Here is a 13986-nt window from a genome sequence, read left to right as displayed (position 1 = left end):
TGATAAAAAATCTGGACATAAATAACTGTTAAATATGGAATAAAATATGGATTTTTCAGAAATTTAGTTGTATAATAATAGTATAAGAGAACTGGAAGGAGTGATCAATATGAGTGAAAACTTAGTGATTGCAATTGGAAGACAATGCGGAAGTTCTGGTAAGATCATTGGTGAGAAGCTGGCAAAAGCGCTTGGTATCAAATGCTATGATAAAGAATTACTGGCTCTGGCTGCGAAAAACAGTGGTTTATGTGAGGAGTTATTTCAGAGTCATGATGAAAAGCCAACCAACAGCTTTTTATATTCTCTTGTTATGGATACATATAATGTTGGATTATCAAGTTCCGGTTATATGGATATGCCCATTAATCACAAGATTTTCCTGGCACAGTTTGATACAATTAAGAAACTGGCAGAGGAAGAGTCCTGTGTCATTGTAGGAAGATGTGCGGACTACGCACTGGCAGATAATCCCAATCTTGTTTCGGTATTTATTACTGCAGATGATAAGGATAAGATCCAGTCATTAAAAGAACTGTATCAGATTGACGATGCAAAGGCCAAGGAAGTCATGGTCAAAACAGATAAAAAGCGTTCCAGCTATTATAACTACTATTCCAATAAAAAGTGGGGAGATGTAAGAAGCTATGATCTATGCATCAACCGCAGCCGGGTTGGAGAAGACGGAGCAGTTGATATCATACTCAAGTATATTGATGTGAAAATGCAGAGAAAAAAATAATAATTGATTGGGTTAACGGACATTTCTTTAAAAAAGGAAATGTCCGTTAACATTATATGGTTTTTGTAGTATTAAATCAAGTTAAGATTCTGATATTATTCTACAGTTACTGATTTGGCCAGATTCCTTGGCTGATCCACATCTAAATTCTTTCCCACTGATGCGTAATAAGCGATGAGCTGTAAAACTACTGCAATGGGAAATACTGTGAAACGGTCTCCGATATCAGGTATATTAATCTGGATATCCGCGATGCCCGGGTCTACATTTAAACTTTCCTTTGTAAGAAGAATTACAAATGCACCTCTTGCCTTTACTTCCCTGATATTGGAGATAGTCTTTGAAAAAACATTTTCCTGAGTGGCTATGGCAATCACCGGCACCTCCTGTGTAATAAGGGCGATGGTTCCATGCTTTAATTCTCCGGCTGCGTAGGCTTCCGCATGAATATAAGAAATTTCCTTCAGCTTTAATGCGCCCTCTAGAGAGAAGGCGTAATCAAGTCCCCGTCCAATGAAAAATGCATCCGGTTTATTAATTAAATGTGTTACAAGAGCTTTCACCGTATCTTTTTTTTCGATCATGGCTTCCATGGCGGGAATGGAATCAAGCAGCTTCTTCATGAAATCTTCCGCTTCCTCTACGCTGTATTTGCCTCTTACAAGGGCCATACGGCAGCACACCATATAGAGGGCAGCCAGCTGAACGGAATAAGCTTTGGTACTGGCTACTGCAATCTCAGGGCCTGCATGGGTATAAAGTACATAATCGCTTTCTCTGGCTATGGTAGAGCCCTTTACATTAACAACGGAAAGTGTCTTAGAACCATAACTTTTTGCCAGACGAAGTGCAGCCAGAGTATCGATTGTCTCACCGGACTGGGAGATTATAATAACTATGGTTCTGTCATTCACCAGGGGATCTTCATACCGGAATTCCGATGCGATGGAAACCGTGACCGGAATTCGAAGAAGAGGTTCCATTAAGGCTCTTGCAGCCATTCCTGCATGCATGGCAGTACCGCAGGCAACAATATGAACCTGGTCACAGTCTTCAAATACGAAATCAGGTATCAGGTCATCTGTAAAATCAGGCAGGCCTTTTGCAAGGCGGGGTAAAATCGTGTTTTTTAAAGCGTCCGGCTGTTCATGAATCTCTTTCAGCATAAAATGTGGAAATCCATTCTTCATGGCAGCATCCATATTCCAGTTCACTTCCAGGATTTCCGGTTCCAGCTCCTTTAAATCCAAGCCATATAAATGTACCTTGTAGGAGGTGAGTCTTAAAATATGGTCTTCCGGAACTACAAAATATTGTCTGGTATAAGGAATCAGTGCTGTTAAATCCGATGCTACAAATGAACCAGAGTGGGTATATGCAGCCACAAGAGGGCTTACATTCCGGATCGCATAGATTTCACCCGGGTGATCTTCAAACATCATACAGAAGCTGTAAGACCCCTTTAAATGTTTGACCAGCTCTGCAATGGCTTTTACAGGGTCCCCGTCATAAAGACTTTCAAGAACCCAGGCAGCCACTTCACTGTCTGTTTCAGAAAGCAGCTTTCCTTCCAGGTGAAATTCAGTGGTAAGCTGATGGTAGTTTTCAATAATGCCATTGTGAACCAGAATGACACGTCCTGCTCTGTGGGGGTGGGTATTTTCCGTAGTGACACCTCCGTGAGTTGCCCATCTGGTGTGTCCCAGTCCGCAGTGGGATACCTGGTTTATTTCCTCGCAGCCCTTTTTTAAATTAGAGACTTTTCCCGTATGACGGACTAAATGGATTCTGGAATTTTCCATGCACAGTGCGATTCCTGCACTGTCGTATCCGCGGTATTCCAGCTGGGAAAGTCCTTCCAGCAGTATTTTCTTCGAGTCTAAAGGTCCGGTATATCCAATGATTCCACACATAATAAAATCTCCTTAATTTTCGTTTTATAGTTTTCTGTTCTGATTTTGTAAAATATGCACACAAAAACAAGCTGTCTTCTATCGTTTGTAAAACGGACAGCATTTTTGTCTACCCAATTTTTTCCTGCATGTACCGGTTCCAGAATGGTTGTTTTGCAGTTACCTGCATATTTCACACTGGATACACGCCCGGCTGGCATGGAAGGGCATCCGCCGAATTTTCGATCACCCTTCACCTCGTTAACCCTGGATACCGTTTTCTTAAGAAAACGCTCACGATCGTATCCTCAGGTGCATGGCGCTTAGCTTTGCTATTTGTATTTATGCCTCCTTCATAAATTTAGTTTATTATAACTTTTCTTTCTTTGTGCGTCAATACCATGATTTACATCCATTTTACTAAAAGATTCTTTTTCATTTTACATCCGTTCTCTAAAATAGAGACAGGATATAAGAAAGGAAGCAGATTTATATGGCAAGTCTATCTTTGGTAAATGTATGCAAGACATTTAAAAATGGCCAGGTTGCGGTGAAAGATTTTAATCTGGATATAAAAGATCAGGAGTTTTTGATCCTGGTGGGTCCCTCCGGCTGCGGAAAATCCACCACTCTGCGGATGATTGCGGGGCTTGAAGAGATATCCTCCGGGGAGTTATGGATAGACGGAACGCTGATGAATCTGACAGCTCCACAGAAAAGGGATTTATCCATGGTATTTCAGTCCTATGCTCTTTATCCCCACCTGACTGTTTATGAGAATATGGCATTTAGTTTAAGAGTACGGAATGTTATGAAAACAGAAATTGATAAACGAGTGAGAAACGCGGCAGATGTTTTGTGCATCAGCCACTTACTGGACCGGAAGCCCCATGCTTTATCGGGCGGACAAAAGCAGAGAGTCGCAATCGGAAGCGCCATAGTCCGTGAGCCAAAAGCTTATTTAATGGATGAGCCGCTGTCCAATCTGGATGCGAAGCTGAGGACACAGATGCGGGTAGAATTATCCAAGATACACAAAGAGCTGGGGGCAACCATTATTTACGTAACTCATGACCAGGTGGAGGCGATGACACTGGGAACCAGAATTGTGGTCATGAATTCCGGAGTGATGTTACAGGCGGCAGAACCCAAAGTTCTCTATCAAAATCCGATAAATAAGTTTGTGGCGGGCTTTATCGGCTCCCCTTCCATGAATTTCATTCCTGTCTGGGTGGAGAGGAGAGAAGACCGGATCTGTGTGGAATTTTCCAAAAACAGACTGTTTGTAAATGAAGAATGTGCGAAACGGCTCATTGATGGTGATTATCTGGGCAGAAGAGTATATCTTGGAATCCGCCCGGAAGATTTGCATGAAACCGGACCCAAGGAACAGGAACTTAAACTGAACGTTGAGATAAAGGAAGTTCTGGGATCAGAAATCCTTCTTCATGGAAAAATAGGCAGAAATCCGGTCTGCGCAAGGCTGAAACCGGATTTTCCGTCAGAAGCAGGAAAAGAAGCTTCCATCTTTGCAGATATGAACCGGATTCTGCTGTTTGATATGGATACAGAAGAAAACATATTATACCGTTAAGGAGCAGTCTTATGAAGTTTAAAATAGTTACAAGAAATTTAAGTCCTTATGCATATATCGCTCCAGCCATGGCAGTTTTTGCAGTTTTTTTATTTTTCCCATTTTTCAAAACTATTTATTTAAGTCTTTTTAAAACAAATAAAATGGGGCAGGCAAAGCTGTTTGTCGGTGCAGGAAATTATTCCGAGCTTTTAAGCTCATCATCTTTTTTTAACAGTCTTTTTGTAACAGCGGTATTTGTACTGATCGTTGTAAGCGTAAGCATGCTTCTTGGCCTGATTACGGCTGTATTGTGTAATCAGTCATTTCCGGGTATCCGGATATTCAGTACTGCCTATGCGCTTCCAATGGCAATAGCTTCAAGCTCCGCTGCCATGATCTTTAAAATTATGCTTCATCCGTCCATCGGAATTGTTAATAAGATCCTGGGATTACATATTAACTGGATCAGTGATCCAAGGTATGCGCTGGTATGCGTGGCACTTTTAACTGCATGGCTGAACAGCGGTATTAATTTCCTGTATTTCAGTGCCGGATTAAGCAATATTGACGATACCATTTATGAACGGGCATCGGTAGACGGTGCAAATTCATTTCAGAAGTTCTTCCGGCTGACTCTGCCCGGATTAAGTCCGATACTGTTTTATACCCTGGTAGTTAATATTATTCAGGCGTTCCAGTCCTTTGGCCAGGTTAAGGTATTAACCATGGGAGGTCCTGGGGAATCTACAAATTTAATTGTTTATTCCATTTACCGGGATGCATTTTTCAATTACCGTTTCGGCAGTGCGGCAGCCCAGTCTGTAATCCTGTTTATCATCATTATGGTTCTGACTTTATGTATGTTTCGTTTGGAAAAGAAAGGAGTACACTATTGATGGAATCTGTTATTTCCAGGGCTGTAAAAGATATCAGCAGAGAGGAACTTGAGAATCTTAAGAAAGAAGCGTTAAAGAAAGCTTTGTTTCGACGCAGAGCCGCCAAACTGGCTCTTACGGGGCTGAATCTGCTTATGGCACTGTTTCTTCTGCTTCCGCTTTTATACGCAGTCAGCATTGCGTTAATGCCTTCCAGTGAGCTGTTCACAACGAGTATGAACTTAATACCGGCAACACCCACACTTGATAATTTTCGTCAGGCAACGGTAAAGATACCTTTAACCCGTTTTATTGTTAATTCATTTGTAGTAGCAGGCTGCATTACTGCAGGGCAGATCCTATCCTGTTCCCTGGCTGCCTTTTCCTTTTCATTTCTGGATTTTAAAGGCAAAAATCTGCTGTTTATGGTTGTAATGGCGACCATGATGATACCGGGAGAAGCTACGATTATATCTAATTACTTAACGGTAAGCGGATTTCAGTGGCTTGACACCTATAAAGTTTTAATTGTTCCTTATCTGACTTCTGCTATGGGAATCTTTTTATTCCGGCAGTTTTATAAATCCTTTCCCATTTCCTTATATGAGTCGGCCCGGATTGATGGCTGCTCTAACTTAAGATTTATTTACAGCATCCTGATACCTCTTACCAAATCTGCCATAGGTGCCATGGCCGTATATACGTTTATTAATGCCTGGAATATGTATTTGTGGCCGCTTCTTGTTACAGGTTCCGATAAAATGAGAACGGTTCAGATTGGGATCGGTATGCTGGACAGTGTGGATTCCCAGTCGATTTCCATGATGATTGCGGGAGTAGTCATGATTATCGTACCATCGATTTCCGTCTTTATCTTAGGACAGAAACAGCTGATCAGAGGAATGTTCTCAGGTGCCGTAAAAGGCTGACCTGGTTCAGAATAAATATTACATAAAATTTGGAGGACAAACATGAAAAAGAGAGCAGTTTCCTTTTGTATGGCAGCTTTAATGGCTGCAGGAATGCTGTCCGGCTGTGCAAGTCAGACCGGATCCGGAAATACCGCCGCATCTGAAACAAAGGAAGAGGTTACAACCACCGCAGCTCCTGTTGCCGCAGATACGAAAGGAGATACACAAAAGACTTCCATTACATTCTGGCACTCCATGGGAGGTGTCAATGGAGAAGCCATTGATGCGCTTGTAGAAAAGTTTAATAAGGAAAATACTTCAGGAATCACCGTTGAGGCCCAGTATCAGGGCAGCTATGACGATGCCATTAACAAGCTGAAAAGTGCGCAGATCGGTAACATGGGAGCAGATCTCGTTCAGATTTACGACATCGGAACCAGGTTTATGATAGATTCCGGCTGGGTAGTCCCGATGCAGCAGCTGATCGATGGGGATAAGTGGGACATTTCCCAGGTAGAGCCCAATATTGCAGCATATTATACAGTAAACGGCACCCTGTATTCCATGCCGTTTAACTCCTCTACGCCCATTCTCTACTACAACAAAGACATGTTTAAAAAGGCAGGTATTACAGAAGTTCCCGACAGCCTTCCCGGGATAGAACGGGTTGGAGATGATCTGGTTAAAAAAGGCGGAGCCGGAGAAGTAATTTCCCTGGGTATCTACGGCTGGTTTTTTGAGCAGTTTACCTGTAAACAGCAGGCCCATTATGCAGATAACGGAAACGGAAGAGAATCAGCAGCCACTGCAGTTGATTTTGATAAAAATGGGGCCGGTGTAAAAACACTGACTGCCTGGAAAGAATTATCGGTCAAAGGATATGCTCCCAACGTCGGCAGAGGAGGAGATGCAGGACTTGCTGATTTCAGTTCCGGAAAATCTGCGATGACACTGGGTTCAACCGCATCCTTAAAGCAGATCTTAAATGATGTAAATGGAAAATTTGAAGTTGGAACCGCTTATTTCCCTAAGGTCAGTGATGATGATAAGGGAGGCGTTTCTATCGGCGGTGGCTCTTTATGGGCGTTAAATAATAAGGATGCCGGTAAACAGAAAGCGGTATGGGAATTCGTTAAATTCCTTGTATCACCGGAAAGTCAGGCATTCTGGAATTCCCAGACGGGCTATTTCCCCATCACCACTGCAGCTCATGAGGAACCTGTATTTAAGGATAATATTGCAAAGTATCCTCAGTTTCAGACTGCCATTGATCAGCTTCATGATTCCACACCCCAGTCAGCAGGCGCCCTGTTAAGTGTATTTCCGGAAGCAAGGCAGACAGTAGAAACAGAAATAGAAAATATGATTAATAACAATGGCACACCAGAGGATGCAGTTAAGAAGATGGCAGAAAGCATAAATAAATCCATCGCCGATTATAATCTCTTAAATAAATAAATGGCATCAGAAAGGATATTAGCAGATGAAAACAAAGGTTTGGGCTCACAGGGGAGCTTGTGCATATGCCCCGGAAAACACACTGGAAGCATTTGAACTGGCAGTAAGACAGCATGCAGACGGAGTGGAGCTGGATGTGCAGCTGACAAAAGACGGAAAACTGGCAGTGATCCATGATGAAACAATTGACCGTACCTGCAATGGTACCGGCAATGTAAAGGATTTTACCATGGATGAACTAAAACAGTTTTCGTGTAATAAAACACACCCGGAATATTCCGCTGCTGTCATACCAGAGTTAAAAGAAGTTCTTAAGCTGTTAAAACCCACTGATTTAACTGTTAATATCGAACTGAAAACCGGCATATACCGGTATAAGGGAATCGAAGAAAAAGTTTTAAAGCTGGTTAAAAAAATGGAGATGGAGGAGAGGGTGATCTATTCCTCTTTCCATCATCCCAGCATAATAAAAATTAAAAAGCTGGATCCGAAAGCAAAAACCGGGATTTTATATTCTGACGGCTGGATTCATGTAGTCACTTATGCAAGGATGATCGGGGCGGATGCCCTTCATCCATCTGTAAACAATCTGCGGTCCGAAAAACTGATCAGGGAATCCAAAAAGAGTAAGATTCCTTTACATGTATGGACTGTAAATGATGAAGTTTTTATGGAATACTTAGCAGGGAAGGGGATTGGAGCCATAATTACCAATTATCCTGACGTTGCAAGAAGAATAGTAGATGAGAAAGGATAAAAATATATGATTCGATTAGTAGCCTCCGATATGGATGGAACACTTTTAAACCGTTATGGAAAAATATCTTTAAAAAACCAGGCTGCTGTTCATGCTCTGAACAGGAGAAATATTGATTTTGTTGTATGTACAGGACGCAATTATGCAGATGCTTATGCTCCTTTAAAAGAGGCGGGCATATCCTGTGATATCATCTGTATGAATGGTGCAGCTGTTTTTAACACCAAAGGGGAGCAAATCCGCAAGCAGACACTGTTAAAAAGTCAGATTAGCCGTATTCTGACCATCTGCCGGCCGTTCTCTGTGCTTTATGATTTTATGACTGATGAAGGAAGCTATACAACATCAAGTCTGGAAGAATTTAAGGAAAGCTTTGAAAATAAAATTTTCCTTTCCATGGTTTCCGAAGAACATACCTTTGAAACCATTGTGAAACGCTTTCAGTTTATATCGGAAGAGCATCTGCTTTATTCTGAAACCGACATTTACAAAATGTCAGTCGTACATGAAGACACTGAAGTTCTGGCACATATCCGTTCCTGCCTGGAAAAAGAAGAAGGAATATCCATTGCTTCCTCTGCCTCTACCAATCTTGAATTGACACATTTTAACGCCCAAAAAGGAAATGCACTGCTTGAATATGCTATAAATACAAAAATTCATCCCAGAGAGATCCTCGCCATGGGAGACAGCGAGAATGATTTGTCCATGCTCATTCTGCCGTTGGGCTATACGGTCGCTATGGATAACGGATCAGAGAAAATAAAGAAAAGTGCCCGGCTGGTCACCAGATCCAATGAAGAGGATGGGGTAGCGGCAGCCATTGAAACTCTGGTCTTATCAGATGCAGCCTTAGCAACAGGTTAAAAATCTGATCCTGATAATATATTTTATGAAATTGTGAATGCATCTAATTGTATAACCGTCTGAAATCACATCTGAGCTCATATCTGATATCATATCTGAATCCTCATTCTCTTTTTTATGCCAACATTCATCTCATTCCTTTTTCTGAAAATTAGATCCTTTCCCCATTTCAGTTTTAATCTGATCTTTCAAAGATTATTGATTGACTGAGAAAATTAAGAGAAAAGCAAGAAATAAGATTTGGTTTTCTGATAAAATATGTGGGGTTGTCTAAGACGACATGGAAAGGATTGAGGACAGAGTCATGGATAATGAGGATGAATTAGACCGTATGCGGGCTCGAAAAAGAAGAAACGATAACAGCAGAATGCGGGAGAAGCCCAGACAGAATCCATCTGAAAGAAGTGGTCAGACACAGGACCATATACAAGCTTCACATGGTGACAGAACGTATTACAGTACGGGTGACGGAAGAAATCCCCGTGTCAGATACAGCGGTCAACAGACCGGTACGAACAACAAGAAGAAAAAAAGGCATCATAAGAAACACAAAATCATTGCTAAACTGGTTATTATTGCTGCGCTGCTGATTGCAGGCCTGCTTCTTTTTAATCAGCGGACCCATCAGAAAGGCTATTGGACCATTGCTGTTTTTGGTGTGGATTCCAGAGATGGTAACTTAGAGAAGGGCGCGCTATCGGATGTGGTTATGCTATGCAATATCAACAAGGAGACTGGTGAGATTAAACTGGCATCTGTATACCGCGATACTTACTTAAAAATCAACAGCAAGGGAACCTATCATAAAATAAATGAAGCTTACTTTAAGGGCGGCCACAAGCAGGCGTTAGAAGCACTGAACGAAAATCTGGATTTGAATATCGATGATTATGCAACCTTTAACTGGAAGTCTGTTGCAGATGCCATTAATATACTGGGTGGAATCGATCTGGAGATCACAGAACCGGAATTTGCTTACATAAACGGTTTTATCACAGAAACAGTGAATTCCACCGGAGTTGGTTCTCATCAGCTGAAACATGCGGGAATGAATCACTTAGATGGTGTACAGGCAGTTGCTTATGCAAGGCTGCGTCTGATGGATACTGATTTTAACCGTACCGAGCGTCAGAGAAAAGTTGTAAATCTTGCGATGGAAAAGGCCAAGAATGCAGATTTTGCCACAAGAAAAACCCTGATAGCAGCTATTTTTCCGCAGATTTCCACCAGTGTTGGCATGAATGATATTCTTGCTGTTGGAAAAGGCATCAGCAAATATCACATCGGTGAAACCGTCGGTTTCCCATTTTCACGCACTACCATGAAGATTGGGAAAATGGACTGTGTGATACCAACCACACTGGAGAGCAATGTAGCGCAGCTGCACCAGTTTCTCTACGGCCAGGAGAATTATGCTCCGTCTTCAGCAGTAAAGAAGATCAGTGCATCAATTTCAAAAGAAAGCGGTATTTCAGAACCTGGTAAAAACGCTCCTTCCGGAGGCGGTTCCAGCAGTAAAAAGAAGAAACAATCTTCTGATGCACCGGCAGAGACAACTCAGGCACCGACAGAGGCTGTAGTTGAAACAACAGAAGAAACCAAAGAGACCAAAGAGACAGTTAAGGAAACAACAGTACCTGAAACAAAAGAGCAGGAGAGTGGTGAAGTCCCCACCAATGAAGATGGAAGCCTGATTGGCCCTGGAGCAAAAATACCGGATACAAAAGAAGGTACAACAGAAACGAAGAAATCAGCCGGCTCTGACAAAACCTCAGCTGAAGAAGCTTCCAGCGAGCCAGAATCAAACGCAGGCCCAGGTGTATAAATTTAATTAATTTCAGAGAATATTTAATTTTACTGTTATATTATATAAGCGGCATAGAATATTTCTATATTTATGGAAATCTATGTCGCTTTATTGTGTGCCCAGGCATGACACTAATTTAACTGGCACTTGATAATTAGTCTAAAAATAAAAGTTCTTTTAACGTGATAAATGGAACATTTCAACATTTTATTGAGTAATATATATTAACCACCAGCTTGTAGATAGCTGTTACTATATTCTGTGTATGCAGATAAAGTTAAATATTGAAAGGAGTTTATTTGTATGAGTTTATTATCTCCAAGTCATTTTCATTATGATAATGAACTTTGTAAGCAAAGCTCAGTTACTTTAAAATGTGTATCAACTGGAACAGTGACAATACCAGTAGGTGCTTCTAATACACAAATTACTATTATAAACGTACCATTAAATATTTCTGCTTTATGCAATCAAATAATAAAGATTGAATTTGCATGTAATATAACTCTTATAGAGCCGCAAACTGATTCAATACTTTTAATATTTCAGATTAACAGGCATTGTAGCAATATGATTCAAAATATCCCTGTTGGACAACGGTGGATTTTTTCAAATATTTCAAATTTTGTAAGTGTCGGAACATTTTCATTTTTTGTATGTGATAGTGATTTTAATACAGAAGAGTGTTGCACATATACAGTAGATGTAACTCCTTTAGTTACCACTTCAGGAGCTATTATTTCAAATTCAATTCTGTCTGCAACAGCGGTAAGCAATATATAATGTAGTTGAAAATGCCAGGGAGCATATCCAGAGCAACAGTTACAATAATTTAATAAGCAGCAATATAGAACTGTATATATTTTCCTCCCGGATTTAAAAAATCCATTATAAATCTTTCATTTTAATACCAATAGTTTCTTGATATCATCAAGATGTTCTTTGGTTGTTGCTCGATAATGTGATCCAGATCAGAAAATAGCATTCCACTCGTGCCACACCATTCGACCAAAGGAAACTAATCAGGTTTAACTGCATCTAGCCAATCAGGTCTTTTCTCTTTCACATCTTGAATCAAATCAATAAGCATTTCTTTTTTCATTGCCTGTGCGATTGCATCACCAATGCGCCCATAAGGTTCTTCCAACACACTTTGAATGATAGAACCAACCGGACAATCAGGATGAGGATTAGTATGAATTGCAATGATATCCTTAAGTTCATCTGCATCTGTAGCTTCGAAAATATCGTAAATGGAAATGGAATCAAGTGGTTTCCCTAGTTGTGTCCCACCCACTCCACGAGTGATGCTAATAAGACCAGCGTTTTGTAAGTCACTAAGCAGATTTCTGGTTATGACAGGATTAGTACCAGTACTAAGAGTTGTATTATCTAATAAAGGTACTCAATTCACAATTTTCTGATATTTAGTATTATAGGTAGACAATCCTCCTATAATAATCAGTCCGGGTCAATAAGTTCGCCACCCGATTAGGGCGGCGGAGAGAAGAACGCAAACAAAAATTGCTAGTGATTGACGTCACGGTCGGTCTCAACATGGCTTCTGATCCTCCATTTCTTCAAAGCTCATCAAAAACGACTTTACATCATCGCATGTCATAAACCCACTCATGATACAGGCTACTTTGGCTCCTGCTTTACTGACAGAACAGGCATTATTACATTCAATCCCTCCGATCGCGTAAACTGGTACAGATACATTCCAGGAAGCGGATACCCCGCCAGGGTAATCCCTTCTTGCAGTTGGTTGCAAAAATATGCCCGGCGATAATATAGGTACAGCCAAGTATCTCAGCTTCCTTGGCCTCCTCTGCCGAATGACAGGATACACCAATTATTTTAAAGTGCCTCTTCTGTACATCGGTCATTTCCCTCATTTTCGGAAGCGGAAGGTGTATCGCCTCCGCATTCAGCTCTATGGCAGAAAACTATGAAGTACACATGGAATCTGATGCTTTGTACAAATTTGAGTGACCTGTTTTGCAAGACTCCTGTATTGTACCTCTGATAAGTCCTTTTCCCGGAGGCTGATACCGGCAGGATGGCTGAGAGCAATTTTTTCTATTTCCCACAAACGGCAGAAAAATGCGGTAAGCACAGATGACCTGACAAAGCTGCTTTTCATCCACATCCATAGGATTTTTTTCTCATTATTAATGATGGGGCGAAGTCTGGGACAGGAAAGGGACATTTCTGCATGCATCAAAAATTATTTCCTGTGAGTTATGAAACTTAAATTTATGAATAATTTAAGTTAAAGAGCTAATATTAATAATATTATAAACAAGAAAGGTGGTTAAAGATATGGAATATATGGCTTTACATCCATTTGAACATGAGGTGATTTTTAATGATCCAAGAAATAAAGCAATGGATTCGACGTCAACTACAGGTTGGAAGGTGACAAAGAAAAAAGGGAGTCTTTCGGGAGTAGGAGTATCGGTTTCTGGAGCAGGAGCATATGCAGAAATGTCAGGAAATTTTAGCTTTACGTTAAAACATATGGAATCGTCCAGGAAATATAATAAGATGGTGAATGACTACAAGATCAGTGGAGGAGTGAGTGGATTTTGGAGTTGGTTAACTTTTGGAGCCAATGCTTCCACTCACAAGGAAGAAATACAGGAGGCACTAAAGGAGATGTCCAGCTCTGAAGAAGTAAATGGTACTGTGGAAGTTAAACTCATGGTAACAGGTTTGTACCCTAATGTACAGGTGGATGCTTCTGCTTATGTCTTAGTGCTTCAAATAACAGATGACCAGGGGAGTACAGCGACCGTTTTTTCTGATACAGCTCCTAAAAATGATGTTGGTGCCCAAGATGAGAATTATAATAACCTTCCTGTAAAAGATAACGAATCTACAATAGTACTTTAATTTATCTAAAAACATTATAAGTTCTTAGATTATGAATAAAAGTGAAAAGCACATTTGATGCCAAATAAATTTTATATCAATTTTAAAGACGAGGCGATTTTATACCCGTGGATTTATCTGCTTTGTATAATAAGTAGCTCCGTCTTTAATACCTATAATGAAATTGCATATCCTTATCAAAAAAATTTCAGTTTACTTGATTA

At 40.7% G+C, this 13986-nt stretch carries 13 protein-coding genes and 2 pseudogenes; 10 read left to right on the top strand and 5 right to left on the bottom strand.

Annotation, left to right across the window (positions count from 1 at the left end; all coding sequences use genetic code 11):
• Positions 1–109 precede the first annotated feature (109 nt).
• Entirely contained in the window at positions 110–742 is a 633-nt protein-coding gene (locus DS742_RS02615; RefSeq protein ID WP_117415479.1) for a cytidylate kinase-like family protein, read from the top strand.
• A 95-nt stretch (positions 743–837) separates the two neighbouring features.
• Here DS742_RS02615 and glmS read toward each other — a convergent pair whose 3' ends face one another.
• Both glmS and DS742_RS02605 read right to left on the bottom strand, forming a co-directional pair.
• Positions 838–2655, bottom strand: coding sequence for a glutamine--fructose-6-phosphate transaminase (isomerizing) (glmS, locus tag DS742_RS02610; protein ID WP_117415478.1), 1818 nt, complete (start codon positions 2653–2655; stop codon positions 838–840).
• On the bottom strand, positions 2622–2891 hold the full coding sequence (locus tag DS742_RS02605; RefSeq protein ID WP_147325717.1) for a hypothetical protein: 270 nt from the start codon (positions 2889–2891) through the stop codon (positions 2622–2624). Before DS742_RS02605 ends, glmS begins: the two co-directional genes overlap by 34 nt.
• 236 nt (positions 2892–3127) lie before the next feature.
• Here DS742_RS02605 and DS742_RS02600 point away from each other — a divergent pair, with 236 nt between their 5' ends.
• From DS742_RS02600 to DS742_RS02565, 8 genes are all read left to right on the top strand, one after another.
• Positions 3128–4228, top strand: a complete 1101-nt coding sequence (locus tag DS742_RS02600; protein ID WP_117415476.1) for an ABC transporter ATP-binding protein — start codon at positions 3128–3130, stop codon at positions 4226–4228.
• 11 nt (positions 4229–4239) lie between these two features.
• A complete protein-coding gene (locus DS742_RS02595) occupies positions 4240–5106 on the top strand; it encodes a carbohydrate ABC transporter permease (protein ID WP_117415475.1) in 867 nt (288 codons plus the stop codon).
• Positions 5106–6014, top strand: a complete 909-nt coding sequence (locus DS742_RS02590) for a carbohydrate ABC transporter permease (protein WP_117415474.1) — start codon at positions 5106–5108, stop codon at positions 6012–6014. Before DS742_RS02595 ends, DS742_RS02590 begins: the two co-directional genes overlap by 1 nt.
• Before the next feature lie 42 nt (positions 6015–6056).
• Positions 6057–7454, top strand: coding sequence for an ABC transporter substrate-binding protein (locus DS742_RS02585; protein ID WP_117415473.1), 1398 nt, complete (start codon positions 6057–6059; stop codon positions 7452–7454).
• A gap of 25 nt (positions 7455–7479) precedes the next feature.
• A complete protein-coding gene (locus DS742_RS02580; RefSeq protein ID WP_117415472.1) occupies positions 7480–8211 on the top strand; it encodes a glycerophosphodiester phosphodiesterase in 732 nt (243 codons plus the stop codon).
• A 6-nt stretch (positions 8212–8217) separates the two neighbouring features.
• Positions 8218–9078: a Cof-type HAD-IIB family hydrolase gene (locus tag DS742_RS02575; RefSeq protein ID WP_117415471.1), complete on the top strand. Its 861-nt coding sequence runs from the start codon at positions 8218–8220 to the stop codon at positions 9076–9078.
• 280 nt (positions 9079–9358) lie between these two features.
• Complete coding sequence (locus DS742_RS02570; RefSeq protein WP_242996369.1) at positions 9359–10903, top strand: LCP family protein; 1545 nt, start codon at positions 9359–9361, stop codon at positions 10901–10903.
• A gap of 285 nt (positions 10904–11188) precedes the next feature.
• Positions 11189–11668, top strand: coding sequence for a DUF4489 domain-containing protein (locus DS742_RS02565; RefSeq protein WP_117415469.1), 480 nt, complete (start codon positions 11189–11191; stop codon positions 11666–11668).
• Positions 11669–11903: 235 nt separating this feature from the next.
• Here the strand turns inward: DS742_RS02565 and DS742_RS02560 are convergent.
• The 3 genes and pseudogenes from DS742_RS02560 to DS742_RS02550 form a co-directional block, all read right to left on the bottom strand.
• A pseudogene (locus tag DS742_RS02560) lies at positions 11904–12251 on the bottom strand (Rrf2 family transcriptional regulator); the annotation flags it as partial.
• 319 nt (positions 12252–12570) lie between these two features.
• Positions 12571–12774, bottom strand: a complete 204-nt coding sequence (locus DS742_RS29860; protein ID WP_341457592.1) for a thiamine phosphate synthase — start codon at positions 12772–12774, stop codon at positions 12571–12573.
• 198 nt (positions 12775–12972) lie between these two features.
• Positions 12973–13106: pseudogene (locus DS742_RS02550) on the bottom strand (2-iminoacetate synthase ThiH); the annotation flags it as partial.
• A 104-nt stretch (positions 13107–13210) separates the two neighbouring features.
• Between DS742_RS02550 and DS742_RS02545 the strand changes: the two are divergent.
• The gene (locus DS742_RS02545; RefSeq protein WP_205692728.1) at positions 13211–13783 is read left to right on the top strand and encodes a hypothetical protein; all 573 of its coding nucleotides are present in this window, start codon (positions 13211–13213) and stop codon (positions 13781–13783) included.
• Positions 13784–13986 lie beyond the last annotated feature (203 nt).

Source organism: Lacrimispora amygdalina (assembly GCF_003432035.1).
GTDB classification, from domain to species: Bacteria; Bacillota; Clostridia; order Lachnospirales; family Lachnospiraceae; genus Lacrimispora; species Lacrimispora amygdalina.
Note: the sequence above shows the minus strand (reverse complement) of the source record. Positions and strands in the feature narration are given on the sequence as shown.

Excerpts from the sequence above, each read along its gene's own strand:
- DS742_RS02595 (WP_117415475.1), top strand. The coding sequence starts at position 4,240 with ATGAAGTTTAAAATAGTTACAAGAAATTTAAGTCCTTATGCATATATC.
- glmS (WP_117415478.1), bottom strand. The coding sequence starts at position 2,655 with ATGTGTGGAATCATTGGATATACCGGACCTTTAGACTCGAAGAAAATA.
- DS742_RS02545 (WP_205692728.1), top strand. The coding sequence starts at position 13,211 with ATGGAATATATGGCTTTACATCCATTTGAACATGAGGTGATTTTTAAT.
- DS742_RS02615 (WP_117415479.1), top strand. The coding sequence starts at position 110 with ATGAGTGAAAACTTAGTGATTGCAATTGGAAGACAATGCGGAAGTTCT.
- DS742_RS02580 (WP_117415472.1), top strand. The coding sequence starts at position 7,480 with ATGAAAACAAAGGTTTGGGCTCACAGGGGAGCTTGTGCATATGCCCCG.
- DS742_RS02590 (WP_117415474.1), top strand. The coding sequence starts at position 5,106 with ATGGAATCTGTTATTTCCAGGGCTGTAAAAGATATCAGCAGAGAGGAA.
- DS742_RS02570 (WP_242996369.1), top strand. The coding sequence starts at position 9,359 with ATGGAAAGGATTGAGGACAGAGTCATGGATAATGAGGATGAATTAGAC.
- DS742_RS02575 (WP_117415471.1), top strand. The coding sequence starts at position 8,218 with ATGATTCGATTAGTAGCCTCCGATATGGATGGAACACTTTTAAACCGT.
- DS742_RS02585 (WP_117415473.1), top strand. The coding sequence starts at position 6,057 with ATGAAAAAGAGAGCAGTTTCCTTTTGTATGGCAGCTTTAATGGCTGCA.
- DS742_RS29860 (WP_341457592.1), bottom strand. The coding sequence starts at position 12,774 with ATGACCGATGTACAGAAGAGGCACTTTAAAATAATTGGTGTATCCTGT.
- DS742_RS02600 (WP_117415476.1), top strand. The coding sequence starts at position 3,128 with ATGGCAAGTCTATCTTTGGTAAATGTATGCAAGACATTTAAAAATGGC.
- DS742_RS02565 (WP_117415469.1), top strand. The coding sequence starts at position 11,189 with ATGAGTTTATTATCTCCAAGTCATTTTCATTATGATAATGAACTTTGT.